This is a genomic window from Pristimantibacillus sp. PTI5 (assembly GCF_048572955.1).
GTDB lineage: Bacteria > Bacillota > Bacilli > Paenibacillales > Paenibacillaceae > Pristimantibacillus.
This window is the reverse complement of record NZ_CP183886.1, coordinates 6,590,796-6,606,324: the sequence shown is the minus strand read 5'-3', so window position 1 is coordinate 6,606,324 and position 15,529 is coordinate 6,590,796. Positions and strand designations below refer to the sequence as shown.

At 44.9% G+C, this 15,529-nt stretch carries 21 protein-coding genes; 1 reads left to right on the top strand and 20 read right to left on the bottom strand.

The window, feature by feature from the left end:
* Positions 1–35: 35 nt before the first annotated feature.
* The 9 genes from ACN6MW_RS29325 to ACN6MW_RS29285 all read right to left on the bottom strand — a co-directional run bounded on the left by ACN6MW_RS29325 (position 36) and on the right by ACN6MW_RS29285 (position 7,396).
* Entirely contained in the window at positions 36–1,646 is a 1,611-nt protein-coding gene (locus tag ACN6MW_RS29325; protein ID WP_419873271.1) for a response regulator, read from the bottom strand.
* Between the two features lie 132 nt (positions 1,647–1,778).
* Positions 1,779–1,976 carry a hypothetical protein gene (locus tag ACN6MW_RS29320; RefSeq protein WP_419873270.1) on the bottom strand — a complete coding sequence of 66 codons (198 nt, stop codon included), beginning with the start codon at positions 1,974–1,976 and terminating at the stop codon, positions 1,779–1,781.
* Between the two features lie 117 nt (positions 1,977–2,093).
* Positions 2,094–2,498, bottom strand: a complete 405-nt coding sequence (locus tag ACN6MW_RS29315) for a hypothetical protein (protein ID WP_419873269.1) — start codon at positions 2,496–2,498, stop codon at positions 2,094–2,096.
* A 122-nt stretch (positions 2,499–2,620) separates the two neighbouring features.
* The gene (locus ACN6MW_RS29310; protein WP_419873268.1) at positions 2,621–2,875 is read right to left on the bottom strand and encodes a hypothetical protein; all 255 of its coding nucleotides are present in this window, start codon (positions 2,873–2,875) and stop codon (positions 2,621–2,623) included.
* Between the two features lie 244 nt (positions 2,876–3,119).
* The gene (gene zwf, locus ACN6MW_RS29305) at positions 3,120–4,646 is read right to left on the bottom strand and encodes a glucose-6-phosphate dehydrogenase (protein ID WP_419873267.1); all 1,527 of its coding nucleotides are present in this window, start codon (positions 4,644–4,646) and stop codon (positions 3,120–3,122) included.
* A gap of 245 nt (positions 4,647–4,891) precedes the next feature.
* Entirely contained in the window at positions 4,892–5,095 is a 204-nt protein-coding gene (locus ACN6MW_RS29300) for a hypothetical protein (RefSeq protein WP_419873266.1), read from the bottom strand.
* Between the two features lie 238 nt (positions 5,096–5,333).
* Positions 5,334–6,068 (bottom strand): DUF3105 domain-containing protein, encoded by a 735-nt coding sequence (locus tag ACN6MW_RS29295; protein WP_419873265.1) that lies wholly within the window; start codon positions 6,066–6,068, stop codon positions 5,334–5,336.
* 54 nt (positions 6,069–6,122) lie between these two features.
* Positions 6,123–6,980: a M48 family metalloprotease gene (locus tag ACN6MW_RS29290; RefSeq protein WP_419873264.1), complete on the bottom strand. Its 858-nt coding sequence runs from the start codon at positions 6,978–6,980 to the stop codon at positions 6,123–6,125.
* Positions 6,977–7,396, bottom strand: a complete 420-nt coding sequence (locus ACN6MW_RS29285; protein ID WP_364140038.1) for a BlaI/MecI/CopY family transcriptional regulator — start codon at positions 7,394–7,396, stop codon at positions 6,977–6,979. The genes ACN6MW_RS29290 and ACN6MW_RS29285 overlap by 4 nt, the downstream gene beginning before the upstream one ends.
* Before the next feature lie 133 nt (positions 7,397–7,529).
* Here ACN6MW_RS29285 and ACN6MW_RS29280 point away from each other — a divergent pair, with 133 nt between their 5' ends.
* Positions 7,530–7,664 carry a hypothetical protein gene (locus tag ACN6MW_RS29280; RefSeq protein WP_364140041.1) on the top strand — a complete coding sequence of 45 codons (135 nt, stop codon included), beginning with the start codon at positions 7,530–7,532 and terminating at the stop codon, positions 7,662–7,664.
* A 308-nt stretch (positions 7,665–7,972) separates the two neighbouring features.
* On the opposite strand, the gene ACN6MW_RS29275 is transcribed toward ACN6MW_RS29280, so the two are convergent.
* The 11 genes from ACN6MW_RS29275 to ACN6MW_RS29225 form a co-directional block, all read right to left on the bottom strand.
* Positions 7,973–8,485: an acyl-CoA thioesterase gene (locus ACN6MW_RS29275; protein ID WP_308996502.1), complete on the bottom strand. Its 513-nt coding sequence runs from the start codon at positions 8,483–8,485 to the stop codon at positions 7,973–7,975.
* Positions 8,486–8,488: 3 nt separating this feature from the next.
* Positions 8,489–9,454 carry a nucleoside hydrolase gene (locus tag ACN6MW_RS29270; RefSeq protein WP_419873263.1) on the bottom strand — a complete coding sequence of 322 codons (966 nt, stop codon included), beginning with the start codon at positions 9,452–9,454 and terminating at the stop codon, positions 8,489–8,491.
* A gap of 113 nt (positions 9,455–9,567) precedes the next feature.
* Positions 9,568–10,299 (bottom strand): ZIP family metal transporter, encoded by a 732-nt coding sequence (locus tag ACN6MW_RS29265; RefSeq protein ID WP_419873262.1) that lies wholly within the window; start codon positions 10,297–10,299, stop codon positions 9,568–9,570.
* 77 nt (positions 10,300–10,376) lie between these two features.
* Entirely contained in the window at positions 10,377–10,844 is a 468-nt protein-coding gene (locus tag ACN6MW_RS29260; RefSeq protein ID WP_419873261.1) for an SRPBCC family protein, read from the bottom strand.
* Between the two features lie 42 nt (positions 10,845–10,886).
* Positions 10,887–11,690: an inositol monophosphatase family protein gene (locus tag ACN6MW_RS29255; protein WP_419873260.1), complete on the bottom strand. Its 804-nt coding sequence runs from the start codon at positions 11,688–11,690 to the stop codon at positions 10,887–10,889.
* Positions 11,691–11,743: 53 nt separating this feature from the next.
* Positions 11,744–12,106, bottom strand: coding sequence for a glyoxalase superfamily protein (locus ACN6MW_RS29250; protein WP_419873259.1), 363 nt, complete (start codon positions 12,104–12,106; stop codon positions 11,744–11,746).
* A gap of 146 nt (positions 12,107–12,252) precedes the next feature.
* On the bottom strand, positions 12,253–13,230 hold the full coding sequence (locus ACN6MW_RS29245) for an ABC transporter substrate-binding protein (RefSeq protein ID WP_419876481.1): 978 nt from the start codon (positions 13,228–13,230) through the stop codon (positions 12,253–12,255).
* A 166-nt stretch (positions 13,231–13,396) separates the two neighbouring features.
* Positions 13,397–13,792: a GNAT family N-acetyltransferase gene (locus ACN6MW_RS29240; protein ID WP_419873258.1), complete on the bottom strand. Its 396-nt coding sequence runs from the start codon at positions 13,790–13,792 to the stop codon at positions 13,397–13,399.
* A 10-nt stretch (positions 13,793–13,802) separates the two neighbouring features.
* The gene (locus tag ACN6MW_RS29235) at positions 13,803–14,330 is read right to left on the bottom strand and encodes a YfiT family bacillithiol transferase (protein ID WP_419876480.1); all 528 of its coding nucleotides are present in this window, start codon (positions 14,328–14,330) and stop codon (positions 13,803–13,805) included.
* A 534-nt stretch (positions 14,331–14,864) separates the two neighbouring features.
* The gene (locus ACN6MW_RS29230; protein WP_419876479.1) at positions 14,865–15,323 is read right to left on the bottom strand and encodes an HAD family hydrolase; all 459 of its coding nucleotides are present in this window, start codon (positions 15,321–15,323) and stop codon (positions 14,865–14,867) included.
* Positions 15,287–15,514 carry a hypothetical protein gene (locus tag ACN6MW_RS29225; RefSeq protein WP_419873257.1) on the bottom strand — a complete coding sequence of 76 codons (228 nt, stop codon included), beginning with the start codon at positions 15,512–15,514 and terminating at the stop codon, positions 15,287–15,289. The genes ACN6MW_RS29230 and ACN6MW_RS29225 overlap by 37 nt, the downstream gene beginning before the upstream one ends.
* Positions 15,515–15,529: the final 15 nt, after the last annotated feature.

The following is a 15,529-nucleotide window of genomic DNA, read 5'->3' as shown; positions in this document are numbered from 1 at the left end:
TCATCGTCTCCATTCCAAGGCCGTGCCTTGCCTCATTACCCTCGATATTCTTCCGGGCTGACTCCGACGACCTTCTTGAAAATTTTGCTAAAGTATGTGTAATTATGATAGCCTACTTTGTCCGCCACTTCGTACACTTTATATTTACGGCTCTCTAAAAACGACTTCGCCCGGTCAATCCGGACTCGGGTCAAGCATGAAATAAAATTTTCACCCTTCTCTTGCTTGAACAGTCGGCTGAGATAAGACGGATTGACGTTGATTTGACTGGCTACGCTCTGGAGGGAGAGATCTTCCGCATAGTATCGGTGTATCATTTCGACAGCTATATCCGCATAGCTTCTCTGCTCTGCCGACCGACCTTCCGCCGCCAAGAAAAGCCTCGCATAATCAAGTACAATACCATGAACATCATCCCACGTCTCTGCAGAAAGGACCGCTTCGTAAGGCAGTTTGTCCGAAACCTGCAGGCGGGACCTAACCATATAGGACATGTGTGCGCCTACAATTTCAGTCATCCCAATATACGCCTCGCGGATCATTCGTTCATTCGCCCTGTTAGCCGCCAATTCGCCTCGAAAAGCGTCAAAGAACTCCGTCAGCTTTGCTTCATTGTTGCTGTCAAGGACGTGGCTCAATGCATGAGCGTTTGCTTCATTCGCCTCTTTTGGCGCAGGTTCCGCAATCTCATCACTCGGACAGTCCTCCGTGTCTTCAAAAAATATAATCCGTCCGCCCCCTGCAAAAAAACTGCGCCTGAGTGCGTAATCCGCTTCCCGGTAAGCCGCTCTCATCAATCGAAATCCCGAAACGACGGAGCTTACGCCGATAGTAATGGACATATTCATAAAATCTTTCATCGTTCGCTGAATGCCGCCGCAGAGCTCTGCGATCTCCGAGCGAGCGCTCATCATGCCGTCTCCCTTGGTATTGGCAATAAGTAAATATTCGGACGAGCTTTCGATGACCAGTTCTTTCTTCCACTTGCCCGGTATAATTTCCTCCAGAATATTGAGAACGGAGAACCTTAACAGCTTCTCATCTTTCTCCACATACTTCTGACGTACTTTCGCAAAACCGTCGAGGCGAAGTTTGATGACCATCAGATTTTCCGAACGGACACATGCCTGCAATTGCTCCACCTTCGCAGCCGCTTCCCTCTCGCCCAACAAGCCGCTGATCAGGTCTTTGAACAAGCTTTCCTTCAGATGGGAGAGGCTTTGTGTAATGTGCGCCGTCAACATCACGGTCTGGCTCCCGCTGCCGCCGAGCTCCCTTTTCCGCCTGATGCCGGCAAGCAGTTCGGCTAGAACTTCCGCCGTTATCTCGCTTTTGATCAAGTAATCGATTGCGCCAAGCTGCAACGCTTCCTTCACGTACCGAAACTCGTCAAAGTTGCTCAGTATCACGTATTTGCAGTCGGTGAAAGTTTTCGACGCTTCGCGGATCAACTGCAGTCCGTCCATGACGGGCATCTTGATATCTGTAATGATTAAATCCGGCTTTACCGATTGAGCCATTTCGATTGCTTCCCTGCCGTTCGCAGCCTCTGCGGCGATCCGGAATCCGTGCGCTTCCCAATCGATCATGGAACGAATGCCAATACGCATTAATAATTCGTCATCCACTATCATCAGCTTAAACATTTCGATCCCTCTTTGTGTGTTTGAGATACATTCTGAAATCGCTTTCATGAAGTAATAATATAAGAACCTATCTTGAACTTTGACCAATAATATATTCACTATCACTATACACCCTGTTCCTTATTCAGTAAATTATTCTCTCTCAAAATAGAAAACGGGATGGATCAGATATACAGGCGAAGGATGGTAGTTCCCTTCCTTCAACAAACGGTGGCACTCTTCTATGAATTGAAATTCACCCTGCTTCTTGATGTCCGCAAGCTCATTCGGCGTCAGTTTGTTTAGAGCCCATTCCGGATAATGCTTAAACTTCTGTCCCTTAATAGCCATAAAAATGCACCCCTATGAATTCATCGGAATAACCAGGTGGTTTTCCAATGTCTCTTCTATGGGGTGCACGTCACAATAAATGAACGAGGGCTTTCTTTTTCGTTATTATTCTTTGCTTCAGATGGTGAAGGTCGTCGAAGCTACGGCATCGTAGCCGCCGCCGTAAAAGTAAACGAATTTGTACGTCGAACCCTCTTTGTACCTGTCCGGGTAACCGATATACCTCGGATCATACGTAAATTTGCATGTACCGTCCGTCACTTGCGTGTACATCCACCAGATCGAGGCTAATTCTCCCGGCTTTTCATTCACTTCGTATAACCCGATCCAATCGCTTTGGGGTGCTCTAGCGTTATCGACGGTAACTTCTATCGTATCTTGTACGCCAAGTAATTCATTTTTCGACAAAGTTATCGTTACATCCTTGACTACGCCGTCGAGCGTTTTACCCAGAGCCTTTAAAGATTCTCTGCTTTCATTGCCATATGCGTCAAGGGCATGGACCTCGATCTTGTACGTCATGTTCGGCTGCTGTCCGTCGAGGTTCAGCATCAACGGATTCGGGATGGATCTTTGTAAAATTCCGAGAACGCGAGATATTCCTTGGAAACTTCCCCTGTTCCCGCGTTTTTTGCGACGATATTCTAGTCATGGACGAGCAGATTGTCTTTCGCTTGCGTCAGCATAACGGTCAGCCCGGTTAAAGTCGTTTTGTCGTCAACGACGGATAGCATCACGTCCCTGTTGAAATAGGGAGCCTGCTTGTCCTTTCTAGCGTCCATATATTTGAAGTTGCGTTTATTGGCGGGAAAACTGATTTCATATGGTTCGCCCGTCCAGTCATTGTTATGGATATCGCGGCGTTTAATCAGTACCTTGTTAACCGTTCCAGTAGTCATGGGATTTTTAGGGCTATGACCCGTTGCGCACTCCCATCGTACCGAGGCGCTTCTTTTTTTGCAAAGCTGATAATTAACGCTCTACAGGAATGCTAACGGGCAGGATAATTCAATCAATTCTCGAATTAATATAGATTTACAAAAAAAATCGCCAACTTATTAATTGGCGATTTGTCTGTTTAGAAACTAAGTAACAAATAAAAGCACTCTTAGTCTTATCATTAATTCATTACTAAATCACTAATCAATGATTTGCTTGATAGGCATATTCTTCTTCTTTTTGTTCTTTTATTTCTTGTTGAGGCTTGGAATCTAACCACCAATGGTAGCCGTCTCTCGCCAATAGCTCATCGGACTCGGCAGGACCGTAAGTCCCAGCTGAATAAAGATGAAGCGGCGCAAGGTTTTCTTCAAAAGCATTCAAGATGGGTTGAACCCATTTCCAAGACAATTCAACTTCATCCCAATGCGAGAAAAACGTAGCGTCTCCGTGTAAAGCGTCGTGAAGCAAATTTTCGTAAGCCTCTGGCACATCATGTGGACTCGTATGGAAGTCAATGTTCATAGGCATGAATTCCCCTTTATGCTGCGGGTTCCTCGTATTCAATTGCAATGTGATGCTTTCGTTAGGGCCAATTTCAAATACTAACAAATTCGGTATTTTATTATCGTCATTTGCCGTGGAGTGCTGTTTAAATGGCTCTTTGAATTCGATGACGATTCGCGTTGATTTCTCCTTCATTCTTTTGCCTGTACGGATATAAAAAGGAACGTCACGCCAAAACACATCATCGATCTGCAATCTAGCGGCGATAAATGTGTCATTCATGGACGTTGTGGCTATGCCTGGCTCGGAAGTATAACCGATAACCGGTTTCTCTTGAATGGTTCCTTCTTTATACTGGCCGCGGATCACGCTCATTTTAACATTTTCTTTGTCTAGCGGCTCAAGGGACTCCATAACCAGCTTCTTCTTAAAGCGCACATCTTTGGAGGTGCTGTTCGTAGGAAGGTGAATCGCCACCATCATAAGCAGCTGCAGCATATGGTTTTGAAACATATCCCTGACCGCGCCTACTTGATCATAATAACCTGCTCTTTCTTCAACGCCAACGGTTTCATTTGCCGTAATTTGCACGTTCGCAATGTAACGGTTTGACCATAATGCATTAATAACCGGATTTGTCTGCTGCAAAACACCAAGTTTCTGCACCATCGGTTTTCCTAAATAATGATCAATCCGAAAAATTTCATCCTCCGTAAAAGCATTGCTCAGCTTATGATTTAACTCCCGTGCGGATTCCAAATCGTGACCAAAAGGCTTCTCGATAATCAGGCGCTTCCAGCCTTTTGCAGAGCCAAGTCCGCTTTCTTTGATGTTGGAAGCTATCGCTTCAAAAAACTGAGGCCCTACGGATAAATAGAACATCCGATTCGGTGGTAAATTCAGCGCTTCCTCGCGTTGTTCTATCATGTGCAGCAGCTTTTGATAATCTTCTTTATGGCCTACATCCAATACGCTATAACGAAATGCGCTTAGGAATTTTTTGATTAATACAGGATCGCTTGCTTCGCGTCTGGAAAAATGATGGAGGGATTGCTCGACATTTGCTTGAAAAGTTTCATCTGACAATTCCCTTCTTCCAAGACCAATCACAGAAAATGATTGCGGCAGCTTCTGATCGACAAATAAATTATACAAGGCAGGGTAAATTTTTCTTTTGGCTAAATCTCCTGTCGCTCCAAACAAAACAAACGTTGTTGCCTCCATTTTATTTCTCCCTTCAACATGGCTTCCATTGTGACCACACTAGGAAGTGCCTAAAGCAGCACTATCCCTCCAAATCCCACAAGTAATGTTTTCTTTTTCTTAGTTTCACTATAATACGAAATCCATCTATTCAAGTAATTAATATATTTCACAGGAGCTATAGACCATGTCTATGTTACCGTGGTTACGAGCTCCTTATTTTCGAAATTGTTATTACCCCGAGCTGGTTGAAGCCTTTCGTTAACTTACGATGAAAGCAGCTTCAAGGCATAGTCTAACTCAACATCCTGTCCGTTCATATACTTGGCTTTGAATGATGCCGCATTCAATAGAATTCGAATATCTGGCGTCACTCCGCCTTGCCCGTAACGGTCAACATCACCTTGAATGTTCTTATCCTTATTAAGTGACCTGCCGTCAGGCAGTTGAATGGTGTATCCGCCTGGCATGTTCAAATTGGCCCTTAGGTCTGTTTAAGCTCAGCCCCATTCATATTTTTCCACTCCCCGAAGGGATATTCGTCTTTCATCCTGTCATGTAAGGCGGTAAAAGCTGCAGAATAACTCATTTTTTCATAATGGCTGACCGGATTACACGTCATTTCACCTGCCACAAATCCAGCAAAAAAGCAGAACCAAACGGATATCTCCCGTTTTGGTTCTGCTTTTCTTTGTGACTGCTTCCCTTCTACATCGTACCTCCGCCTCTGCGGATTTGTGCAGGGATTTTCTCAGGGCCTTCATTAATATATTCATAAATGAAGGTTGCGATTTTCGTCTCGTCGTATTCGGCTAGCTCCATCGTTTTGGTCCATGCGGTGACGACAACCTCTTTACCGGCTGGGATATCCTCATCGGGAACGGCCAAAATGCCGGCTCCCGCTTCTCTAAAGTTAACAAAATATTTGAGCTGCTCAATGATTTGGGCTTCCGCGCCGGGACGATAATGAATGATGATGTCGCCATGTTCTAAATTATGAACGAGCATCTCGTTTGCCGGTTTTTCCGTATAAAAACCAAATTTCAAATCATGAGGACTGTGCGTGCCTGAAGTAGGAATTTCCATCTCATACGAAACCGGGTCATCCGAATGCTCCGCTCCGTAATTCTTATCCTCGGTCACCTCAATTGCCGCCTTTAGATTCAAGGTGTCCACATCGTATTCCTTGCCTAGATCCTTAGCAAAGTGCACGATGACGACGATAATAGAAACGCTCAAAAGCAGATGCGCTGCCATTCGCATTTTTTTCATTTTTTGCTTTAGCGCTGCTTTTTGCTCCTTCTTTAACTTGCTCGTATTTTCCTTATTCCATTTGTTAGCATACCAATAGCCGAGCAACGCCATGATCAAAATAACCGCTGCGGTATAAAGCAAAAAGTAAGAAGAACCCGATTGCTGATGTAATCCCATATGTTCATTCATAAAATCTTCCACACGCTCCTGGCACTACGCATTGTAGTGTATATTGGTAAAAAACTATGTGATCGCTAATACAATCATGCCCATAAACAAGAGCAAAACATGTATAGAAATCACAATAGAAATCATTCCTAAACGAACAGGTATCATTTGATTAGGATCAACGAGCTGCTGCAATCGGTAATTAACCACCCCGTCGGAAAAATAGACTAATACCGGTGTAGGATGATCACTGAATCCTTTTTTGATAAGCTTTAGCAACGCGCTTCCTAGACCAAGCTCTGAGCCCGTTTTCTGAACGGCATATTCGTCAGCAAGCAGCTCGCTGATCAGCTTATAATTCCGGTAAGTCCACTTCGTAACGGGAATGAACCAAAGCGATTGCGAGATTAACTGCAGCAGGAAGATTTTGAGCGAGTCATAATTGGACTGATGGAAAGCTTCATGCGCAATTACCGCCTCCAGCTCTTCCCGGTCGAGCATCTCAATTAATCCGCTTGACAGCACGACTAACGGCCTTCTGAATCCTACCGTAAACGCCATTGCCCGGTCGTGATCGATAACGATAATATTTTGATTGAGCGGCTGAAATTCTTGGATGATATTCGCAGTCAGAATGATATTTCTAAGCGACATCAGCCTCGTTTTAAAACGTCTTGAAAGCACATATTGCTGAGTAATCTTAAGGCATGTAATTAAAATGGCATATGCGATTAACGAATTTAGAAACGTAATGACTAAGAAATAATATAAGGAGTTCTCTTTAAACAAACTGATGCAAAATTTAAAAAAATTCACTTTTACGTTTACGCCGAACAAGAGATGGGCCAAATACATTCCCATCTGGCTCCAAACCAAAATCGCGATAAAAAAACTGACAGCCATTATGGTAGCGGACTTCCGCTGCCATCTCATAACGGCTTGTCCTTCTTCAATTGCTGGATTTTTTGTTCGAGTTTATCAAGCAAAGATTGATCGACATCCTTGAGCGCATCAATCATATGATTAATGACCACGCCGCCAAACTCATCCATAAGGTTTTCAGTTAATCGCTTGGATTGCTGTTCTATGAATGTTTCCTTCGATTCGACGGGACGAAACAGCGATAATCTTCCCTTTAATCTTTTTTGCAAAATGCCTTTTTCTAATAAACGATTCATGACGGTCATGACCGTATTAAAATTAATTTGCTTTTCCTTCTCCAATCGAAGCTGAACTTCCTTTATGCTCAGCTCTTCTGCTTCCCATAGAATGTCCATAATTTTGGCTTCGAGGGAACCAAAAAATCGATTTAAGCCGACTTCGCCATATTTAAAATTTTTGATATCCATGGACTTCCACCCTTCACTACATATTATAGTGCAGTCAAAATCCCATTTCAAGAGAGAAGATATGGTGCGATACAGTCCGCAAGTATGAAATGTTCGTTTGCTGCTCACCCTATACTTGCTGGAGGTGATTAAAGTGACAGGAAGAAACAATAAACCCGACAACGATGGTCCAGCATCAAGTCCCTCCCGGCTCGAACAATTTGGCGACAAAATGAGCCGGGATGACGAATCGATTCCTAAGAAATCGAAAAATAATAAGAGCTGCTAACATGCAGCAAGGGCAGCCCTTGTAAGGAGCTGCCCTTTCAAATTAATTTCAATCAGAACACTTGTTCGCATTGGTAAAAAAGGGCATTTTGCTATAATTCACGGCATTCCATAAGCAATTTCGTAAAATTGTACCCCATTAAGAATGCAATCCGCTCTCGTTATGTAATTTTTAACAAAAATAGAAAATCAAAAGGTTTTTCATCGTCCAACAAATCAGAACACTTGTTCGGGTCAAGGGATTTCGGTCATTTTTGGGTCAAAAATAGCATGATTATCTCCATTTTATAACGAATAGATCCGAATTTTTTAGTCCCAAGGATGCTTAACCGTCAAAAAGCCGGCGAATTTTTTGCTCTCGTCTCTTCTTATCTTACGCATCTCCGCACGGTGCGGCGCTGTTTCGAACAGCTTCAGCTCTTCTTCCGTTTCCGGAACGACGAGTGGTACCGGAACAGGCTTGCGATTCTCGTCAAGCGCAACAAAAGTTAAAAAGGACGTTGCTGCCACCTTACGTTCTCCGCTGAGCAAATCTTCTTTGATGACCTTAACAAACACTTCTACCGAAGTGCGCCCCGTCCAGGTGACGAATGATTCTAAGCAAACCGAATCCGACGGCCGAATGGGATGCAAGAAATCCACCGAATCCGTGGATGCCGTTACGACGGAACGCCGGCAATGCTTGGTTGCTGCAATCGACGCTATATCATCGATATAAGCCATCAATTTACCGCCAAACAATGTATTATGATTATTAACGTCTGGCGGGAAAACCCTTGCTGTTTTGTAGCATTTTGATTCGCGTGAAAATCTTTTTTCCATCGGTTATCTTTCCCCTCTAGTAAATACGGATAACAGTTCTGCAATCGCTTGTTCCTTATCAACCTCTAAGCAGAAATCGACGGGACGGCCAACGACCGAGCGTACTCGTCGATCCGTGATGATCATACCCGCTGTATAGCCGTTTCCGCAATCGATTACCGCATTCATCGTTTCCACTTGCACAATCGACGGGTTAACCGCAACGATTACGGCCAAAGGATCATGCATGGGACATTCCCCTTCAAAATGGTTGGAGAAGGCATAAAAATCAAAATAACGCTCTAAAGCCGCGTCTAAGAAGTCATATATTTCGCGTTTGTCTGCGTCGATCTCGCGAGATAAATACAGCATATGCTCCTTCGTTAGACGAGTTTGCTGCGTGACATCTAATCCCACTATCGTTATAGGAAGCTCAGACTCAAAAACAAATGCCGCAGCCTCCGGATCCCCATACAAATTGGCCTCGCTCACGGGCGTAATATTGCCAGGCACAAATACCGCGCCGCCCATAATCACAACTTTCTTAAATTTAGTCACAATGGCCGGATCCAGCTGCAACGCCAGCGCCAGATTAGTCAATCTTCCCACGGTTACTAAAATAAGCTCGCCCGGCGCCTCGTTTACCTTACGAACAATGAATTCCGCGGCAGATTCTTTTACCGGCTGATTAGGAGATGCCGGCAGCATCGCATCGCCAATCCCGTTATGGCCATGAATATGGGGAACTGCACCTGGAAACACCCGGCTAAGCGGACCTGCTGCGCCCATTGCTACGGGTACCTCATACCCGCAATTCGCAACTTGAATGACACGAAGCGTATTCTCTGTGGCTTGTACGACATCCGTATTTCCAAAACCGGTCGTAATGCCTTCTACCTTGATCTGCGGCGAGAGCAGCGCGTATAGAATCGCTAGAGCATCATCGATGCCAGTATCTACGTCCAGCAGCATTCTGTTTAGGTTTGACATGTCATGATACCTCCCTTTACTATCGTTTATTGTAAACGAACAAAGGAAGAAAAACCAAGGACAAACCAAAAGTTTGTGCTTATTCGCGAGAATGAAGCCTTATTTTGTGACCACTAACCAAAATAGAAGCTTATATAAATCATAATGAGCAAACCGATTATGAAAGAATACGTGGCTGACCGCTCGTAGCCATGACCGTGGGTTTCGGGGATAAGCTCCTTATAAACGATGAATAGCATGGCGCCGGATGCAAAAGCTAACCCATAGCCTATGAGTCCAGCCACATAGCTTGCGGCAAAATAACCGACGATCGCAGATACGACCTCCATTAGTCCAGTCAGCGTAACGATAAGCATGAGTTTCAGTTTGCTTACCCTAGAATGAATGAGGAAAATGGCCAATACGAGTCCTTCCGGCATATTCTGCGCACCGATAGCGATAGCTACCATGGGACCAAGACCGCCATTCGCGCTGGCATAACTAAATCCCGTGCTTAAGCCTTCCGGAATATTGTGTATGAACAATGCGAAAATAACGAGCAGCGACTTGCTGTCGAAGGATGAAATTCCCCGCTTTTGCTCGATGTCAATATGGGGAATGTTTTTCTCCAACAGATCAAGCGCGATAACTCCGATAAGCAAACCAATGGTTAAAGGAAAGATTCCTGATTCTTTCAATGCTTGCGGCAGCAAGCCGAATGTCGAAGCAGAAACCATAATACCGGCTGTAAAGGCGATCAGCACATCCTTCCATTTTTCGGAAAGGCTTTTCACAAAAAGCAGCGGTACCGCGCCAAGCACGGTTGCCATTGCCGAGATAAAACTACCTATGAGTGCTTCTATCATGATGACTCTCCTAACTGGGCAGAACACGACCCCTATGCCTCTTCCTTATATTGTGCGATTCCATTTCAAACCATCCATTAAGCGGGTGCCGGCGTCTCCTCGGCTAATCGCTTTAACTGTTCATTGCGATGCTCAAGAAATTGCGTCATATACCGCTTTAAAACAAGACGTTCTACCGCCCGGCCCAATACGCCAAGCGGCGCTTCAAAGCGCAGCAAATCCGACATAAGCGTTCCTTCGTCTTGCTTCTCGAACAGATGAACATGCCTTAAGCTCTTGAAGGCGCCTTTTTGCGTTTCATCCACAAATAAGTATGGAGCGTTATACTCGGTTATTTTTGAAGTCAGCCGCTGCCTGATCCCGAAATGCGTCGCTTCAAACGTAACAAGCTCTCCTTCGTTAATACGGCCTGTCGTTACTCCTGCTATCGCTTTCTCGCGGGTATGCTTCCAGACTGTCCTAGTATGTACGTCGATATCGCGGGCCAAATCAAAACAAACCTCGATCGGTGCCTTAATCCATACTGCTGTTCTTACTTCGACCATTTCGTTCACCGCTCTTTTCTGCCTTTACCTTATTAAGGTTTGTTACGCCAATCCTTCTTTAACTAGATTCATGAAGTAGTCTTGATGGTCTGGAAGACACGCTATCAGATACGGCTGTTCATTTATCCCGGTAAAGGGATTTCCCTCGTAATCAAAGACTACTCCTCCAGCTTCCTTCACCATTAGAATACCGGAGTATAGATCTTCGCCTTCCGAATTGTATACGATGATTGCATCCAGATTGCCTCTGGCAAGCATCGTCCATTGCAAGGTCGGCGCCCAAAGCCGCATCATTCGTTTCGTATTCACGTCTATGTAATGTCTAAGTTTTACCGCCCGCAGTTCGTTCTGAACGGCATGTCCTTGTATCCAGCCGACTCGCGCTTTGCTAAACGCTTTGGCCCGGTTCATTTGCACGGGAACCGTATTGCAGAGGGTGCCCTCACCAAGGCTTGACACATATAACCGGTCGATGACCGGCTCATAAATCACAGCCAATACGGGATTACCCTTATAAGCAAGCGTAATCGAAATACCGAATAGCGGCATGCCGACCGCAAAATTATTCGTTCCGTCAAGCGGGTCCACCAGCCACAACCAGTCGCTAGAAAGATCATTTTCGCCAAATTCTTCAGATCGTATCCTGTGGTCTGGAAATACGCGCCTGATTTTATTCAAAATAATGCTCTCAGCCAAATGATCCACTTCGGTTACGATATCCCCGTGCTCATCTTTTTCCTCATAGGCGTAAAGCGTTCCAAACCTTTCCCTGACCAGCTTTCCCGCTTCATAAGCAGCAGAAATAGCTGTCTCCCTAGCCGTATTTATGATCATTTGGTTCATCATACATGCCTCCTTCCAACAAGGTTTAACCAGGTTTTACGATCTGATAAATTCAGTCATGATTTAACGCTATAAAAATGAAGACGATTTCCGAACGGGTCGGTAAGCTTAACTTGATTCCATTCCTCATCAAAGCCGGGTCTCGCGAATTTGAAGGTTTTGCTTAACAAATGCTGCTGAAGCGCCCTAGCGTCTTCAACCTCGATCCTAACGGCGGAGCCGGGCGTGCAATCTCCGTAATGCTCAGACAAATGAATCAAGCAGTCTCCATTTGAGATCTGCATATAAAGAGGCATATCTGGCTCGAAACGATGCTCCCAGTCACAAGTAAACTCCAAAAAATCCAAATAAAATTCGCGCGCCTTCGCTTCATCAAAGAAACGGAGAATCGGAACGGTACGCTTCATTGCGGTTATCATCGAATCGCACATCCTTTGCCTGTAATTGATCTTCCATGATTATACATTGGTTTGTCGTCATAGAGAAGGCAGAAAACAGGAAAAAGGACTGCAGCCTGCAGCATAAATCGCCAGCAGGTACAGTCCTTTCAACCAAACGGTATCGATTATTTCACAATGCTTTCCAATACATCATCGATAACTTGCGAGTAAGCAATCGTACCCGCGTACAGCCAGCTTGATGTGCTAGGGTATTCATAAAGCTTGCCGTTTTTGACGGCAGGAATGTTCTGCCAGATCGGATCGCTTAATGCTTGCGAATCGGCATCCGTTCCGCTGTTGATCAAGAACAGATGATCAGCATCGAGCTCAGCCAGCTTTTCAAGAGGAATCGCATTCCAGTTGCCTGTGCCTGCGGCTGAAATTTCTTTTACAACCTCAGGAACGGCCAAACCAAGTTGATTATATAGCAAATCTCCGCTTGAAAGCTTCTCGCTTACGATATAAAAGCTGCCTTGTACGAACCATAGTGCTGCCGCCGACTCGCCTGCCGCAACGCCTTGGATTTTTTCTTTCGCATCCTTCGCTTTCACGTCGTAGGCATCCAATGCTTTTTGCGCTTCTTCGCTTTTGCCGACAACTTCGCCGACTTTCAGCAATGCAGCGCGCCAGTCCGCCGTTAGTTTATCGCCTATGGTGAACGTCGGAGCGATTTTAGAATATTGAGCGAACTTGTCGCCCTCAACGTTGCTGTCATATGCCATAAGAATAAGATCAGGATCAAAGCTTGTAACTGCTTCAAAAGGAAGGTCATAACCGATCGTAGGAACATCGGCAAGCGAATCTTTTAAGTAATCTTGAATACCGTTCGGAACGGACCATTGCGCAACGGGTTTAATGCCCAAAGCAACAAGATGATCCTCTAAGTATGAGGCAATGATACGCTGCGGATTGGCAGGAACCGTTACTTCGTTTCCAAGCGCATCCGTTAACGTTCTTTCTGTTGGCGCTTCCGTTGCTGCAGGCGCATTGGTTGCCGCGTTGTTTGCTGCTTCATTTTTATTATTGCTTCCGCAAGCCGCGAGCCAAAGCGACATGACCATCAAACTCATTAATACCAATACAAACTTCTTGTTGCGTTTAATCACTGTACTTCCCCCTGTAGGACAATTATATTGGCTTGAAGCGAAACGGCCACCTCAAAAGTCACCTAATGATAACAATTATCATTTTCATTGTCAACTAGGCTCCAACCTCTGATTCAAAAAAAGAAACCGCCGCTCCTTTACTTAGAAGCAACGATTTCTATTCTTACCTCACTCTTGGAATCAGATAACATTTATCGGTTTGCGTAAACCCGATGCGCGGATAATATTCGACAGCTGTAGGGGCAGATAGCAGAACGAGCGATACCTCGGGTCCTAACGTTTCCTTTAACCGCTCGACCAGCTGCTTCCCTATGCCGAGTCTCTGATAATCTTGGTTAACTGCAAGATCAGAAAGATAACAGCAATACACAAAATCGGTTACCGCTCGGGCTATGCCGACTAGCTGATCACCGTCCCAAGCGCTGATCAGCATATCTGCATTCTCAATCATTTTTTGCAATCGTTCCAAATCTTGATATGGCCTTTTGATGCCGGAGCTGGCAAAAACCTGCGAGAGCTCCGCTGCAGTTATCATTTTATCCGTGTGATAGATTATCATTTTTAAATGCTCATCCTTTCCCTATGCGGTTTCTGCCTGCCCAAATATGGGCAACATGGTGGCTGCCATGCCAGGCGTAATTGCCTAAATTATAATCCAGTGGATAAGTCTCCTTGGATTCAGGGTGATAAAAGGATTTCTTAAAATCGGATTCCGACAGTCCCTTTAGCAAAATGACCCATCTCTTGTGCAATTGCTCGATGAGCGTTAAAGAAAGCTCAATATCCGCTTGAACAGAATCATGCAGTTCTGCCCAGCGATCCTCATAATAGGGTTTAATCGTAGGGGTTTCTTCGGTTAATGCGAGCTTAAAACGAATATAGCTGTTCATATGGCTGTCCGCTATATGGTGGACGACCTGCCTTATTTTCCAGCCGCCGGCACGGTAAGGCGTGTCTAACTCTAACTCGGTGAGCCCTTCAAGGCTTGCACGCAGCCGCTCTGGCAGCTTTTCAATCTCCTCAATCCAAATCTCCCGCTGAAGCGCCGGGATTTCGCCTGTCCAATTAAATTTGCCTATCGGATATTTTTCATCCATCGTAATCCTTCCTTCTTCATCTGTAATCAAACAAAATCGCTCAAGGTTGTTTTGCACATAGCGGTTCATGATGAGGATGCTTTGCCCGGCCAAAAAAACATATCGTTCATATAATGCTATAACTTCGGCTAGAAGTGACGCATCTAGATCCAGATCCGATACCGCCGCACACCGCCAAGTACCATCTGATTGCTTAAAGCAAGAAGCAGCCCACTGATCCAGCTCCTTGCAAAATTGTTCAAGCTCCTTCAGTTCAAAGGCCAATAAGCCTTTAATCAGTTCCGGCCAAGCTTTGAGCTCACCAATAAAGTAAGAAGAAAACCAATAAAATTCGGCGACTACATTCGTATGATTATGAAATGCATAAAAAAGGTATAACGCTTTCTGATGCTCATTCAGCTGGTTGTAAGCTTCCGCTTTTATGGCAGGCTCTCTTCCTCTGACCCCCTCCAATATGGGCTTTACGCATAACCATGACAGTTGCTTGCTGTTCAAATCTTGCTTCGTTAATAATATCCGCATACCTTCATCCTCTCATAGTAAGATTAACAACTCATTCAATTTCGAAATCGTATGCAGCGGCTTCGCCATCAGGTTTTCTCGCCAAGGTTGGTTCACCTTCATCCAAATCGCGGATAAACCCGCCTGACAAGCGCCTTCAATATCATTTGCTGGATGGTCGCCTATGTAAATACATTGAGCGGGCTGTAATGATAGAGCGTTTGTGGCAGCTTCAAAAATTCGCTTATCCGGTTTTTTATAACCCGCTTCCTCTGAGACAATAATGAAATCAAAGGAATCTCTTAATCCTAGGTTATCGATTTTTCCGTATTGGATCTCTTTTCTGCCGTTCGTAATAAGCGCGGTTTTATATTTGCTTTGAATATGTTTAATGACATCCCGGGCATGTTCCATTAACTTGGCATTTTTCACATAATGATCGTTGTAATATTGCATTAATTCCGAATGCGCCGGCTTGCTCGCCCATGGCAGTTCCGCAAGCAGTTCTTCAAACAGCGCCCGCTTATCCTTATAGCCGTCTTGATCCGTCCTAGCAGCAGCTGACGGGATTCCAAATGGCCAAAATAATGTTGAAGAAAGGAGATTGCGAAAGCTTTGAACGTGCTCGAACGATCTAGAAGAGTGTTATCCAGATCAAATATGACCGCTTTAATGTCCGTCATTGTCCTATCACTCCA

Bases quoted from the DNA above. Each gene is read 5' to 3' on its own strand.
- ACN6MW_RS29275 (WP_308996502.1), bottom strand. From the start codon at position 8,485: ATGGAAAAAAGATTTTCACGCGAATCAAAATGCTACAAAACAGCAAGG.
- zwf (WP_419873267.1), bottom strand. From the start codon at position 4,646: ATGGAGGCAACAACGTTTGTTTTGTTTGGAGCGACAGGAGATTTAGCC.
- ACN6MW_RS29240 (WP_419873258.1), bottom strand. From the start codon at position 13,792: ATGATAATCTATCACACGGATAAAATGATAACTGCAGCGGAGCTCTCG.
- ACN6MW_RS29325 (WP_419873271.1), bottom strand. From the start codon at position 1,646: ATGTTTAAGCTGATGATAGTGGATGACGAATTATTAATGCGTATTGGC.
- ACN6MW_RS29320 (WP_419873270.1), bottom strand. From the start codon at position 1,976: ATGGCTATTAAGGGACAGAAGTTTAAGCATTATCCGGAATGGGCTCTA.
- ACN6MW_RS29250 (WP_419873259.1), bottom strand. From the start codon at position 12,106: ATGATAACCGCAATGAAGCGTACCGTTCCGATTCTCCGTTTCTTTGAT.
- ACN6MW_RS29225 (WP_419873257.1), bottom strand. From the start codon at position 15,514: ATGACGGACATTAAAGCGGTCATATTTGATCTGGATAACACTCTTCTA.
- ACN6MW_RS29310 (WP_419873268.1), bottom strand. From the start codon at position 2,875: ATGACTACTGGAACGGTTAACAAGGTACTGATTAAACGCCGCGATATC.
- ACN6MW_RS29255 (WP_419873260.1), bottom strand. From the start codon at position 11,690: ATGATGAACCAAATGATCATAAATACGGCTAGGGAGACAGCTATTTCT.
- ACN6MW_RS29295 (WP_419873265.1), bottom strand. From the start codon at position 6,068: ATGAATGAACATATGGGATTACATCAGCAATCGGGTTCTTCTTACTTT.
- ACN6MW_RS29285 (WP_364140038.1), bottom strand. From the start codon at position 7,396: ATGGATATCAAAAATTTTAAATATGGCGAAGTCGGCTTAAATCGATTT.
- ACN6MW_RS29300 (WP_419873266.1), bottom strand. From the start codon at position 5,095: ATGCCAGGCGGATACACCATTCAACTGCCTGACGGCAGGTCACTTAAT.
- ACN6MW_RS29235 (WP_419876480.1), bottom strand. From the start codon at position 14,330: ATGGATGAAAAATATCCGATAGGCAAATTTAATTGGACAGGCGAAATC.
- ACN6MW_RS29290 (WP_419873264.1), bottom strand. From the start codon at position 6,980: ATGAGATGGCAGCGGAAGTCCGCTACCATAATGGCTGTCAGTTTTTTT.
- ACN6MW_RS29270 (WP_419873263.1), bottom strand. From the start codon at position 9,454: ATGTCAAACCTAAACAGAATGCTGCTGGACGTAGATACTGGCATCGAT.
- ACN6MW_RS29315 (WP_419873269.1), bottom strand. From the start codon at position 2,498: ATGACGTACAAGATCGAGGTCCATGCCCTTGACGCATATGGCAATGAA.
- ACN6MW_RS29260 (WP_419873261.1), bottom strand. From the start codon at position 10,844: ATGGTCGAAGTAAGAACAGCAGTATGGATTAAGGCACCGATCGAGGTT.
- ACN6MW_RS29265 (WP_419873262.1), bottom strand. From the start codon at position 10,299: ATGATAGAAGCACTCATAGGTAGTTTTATCTCGGCAATGGCAACCGTG.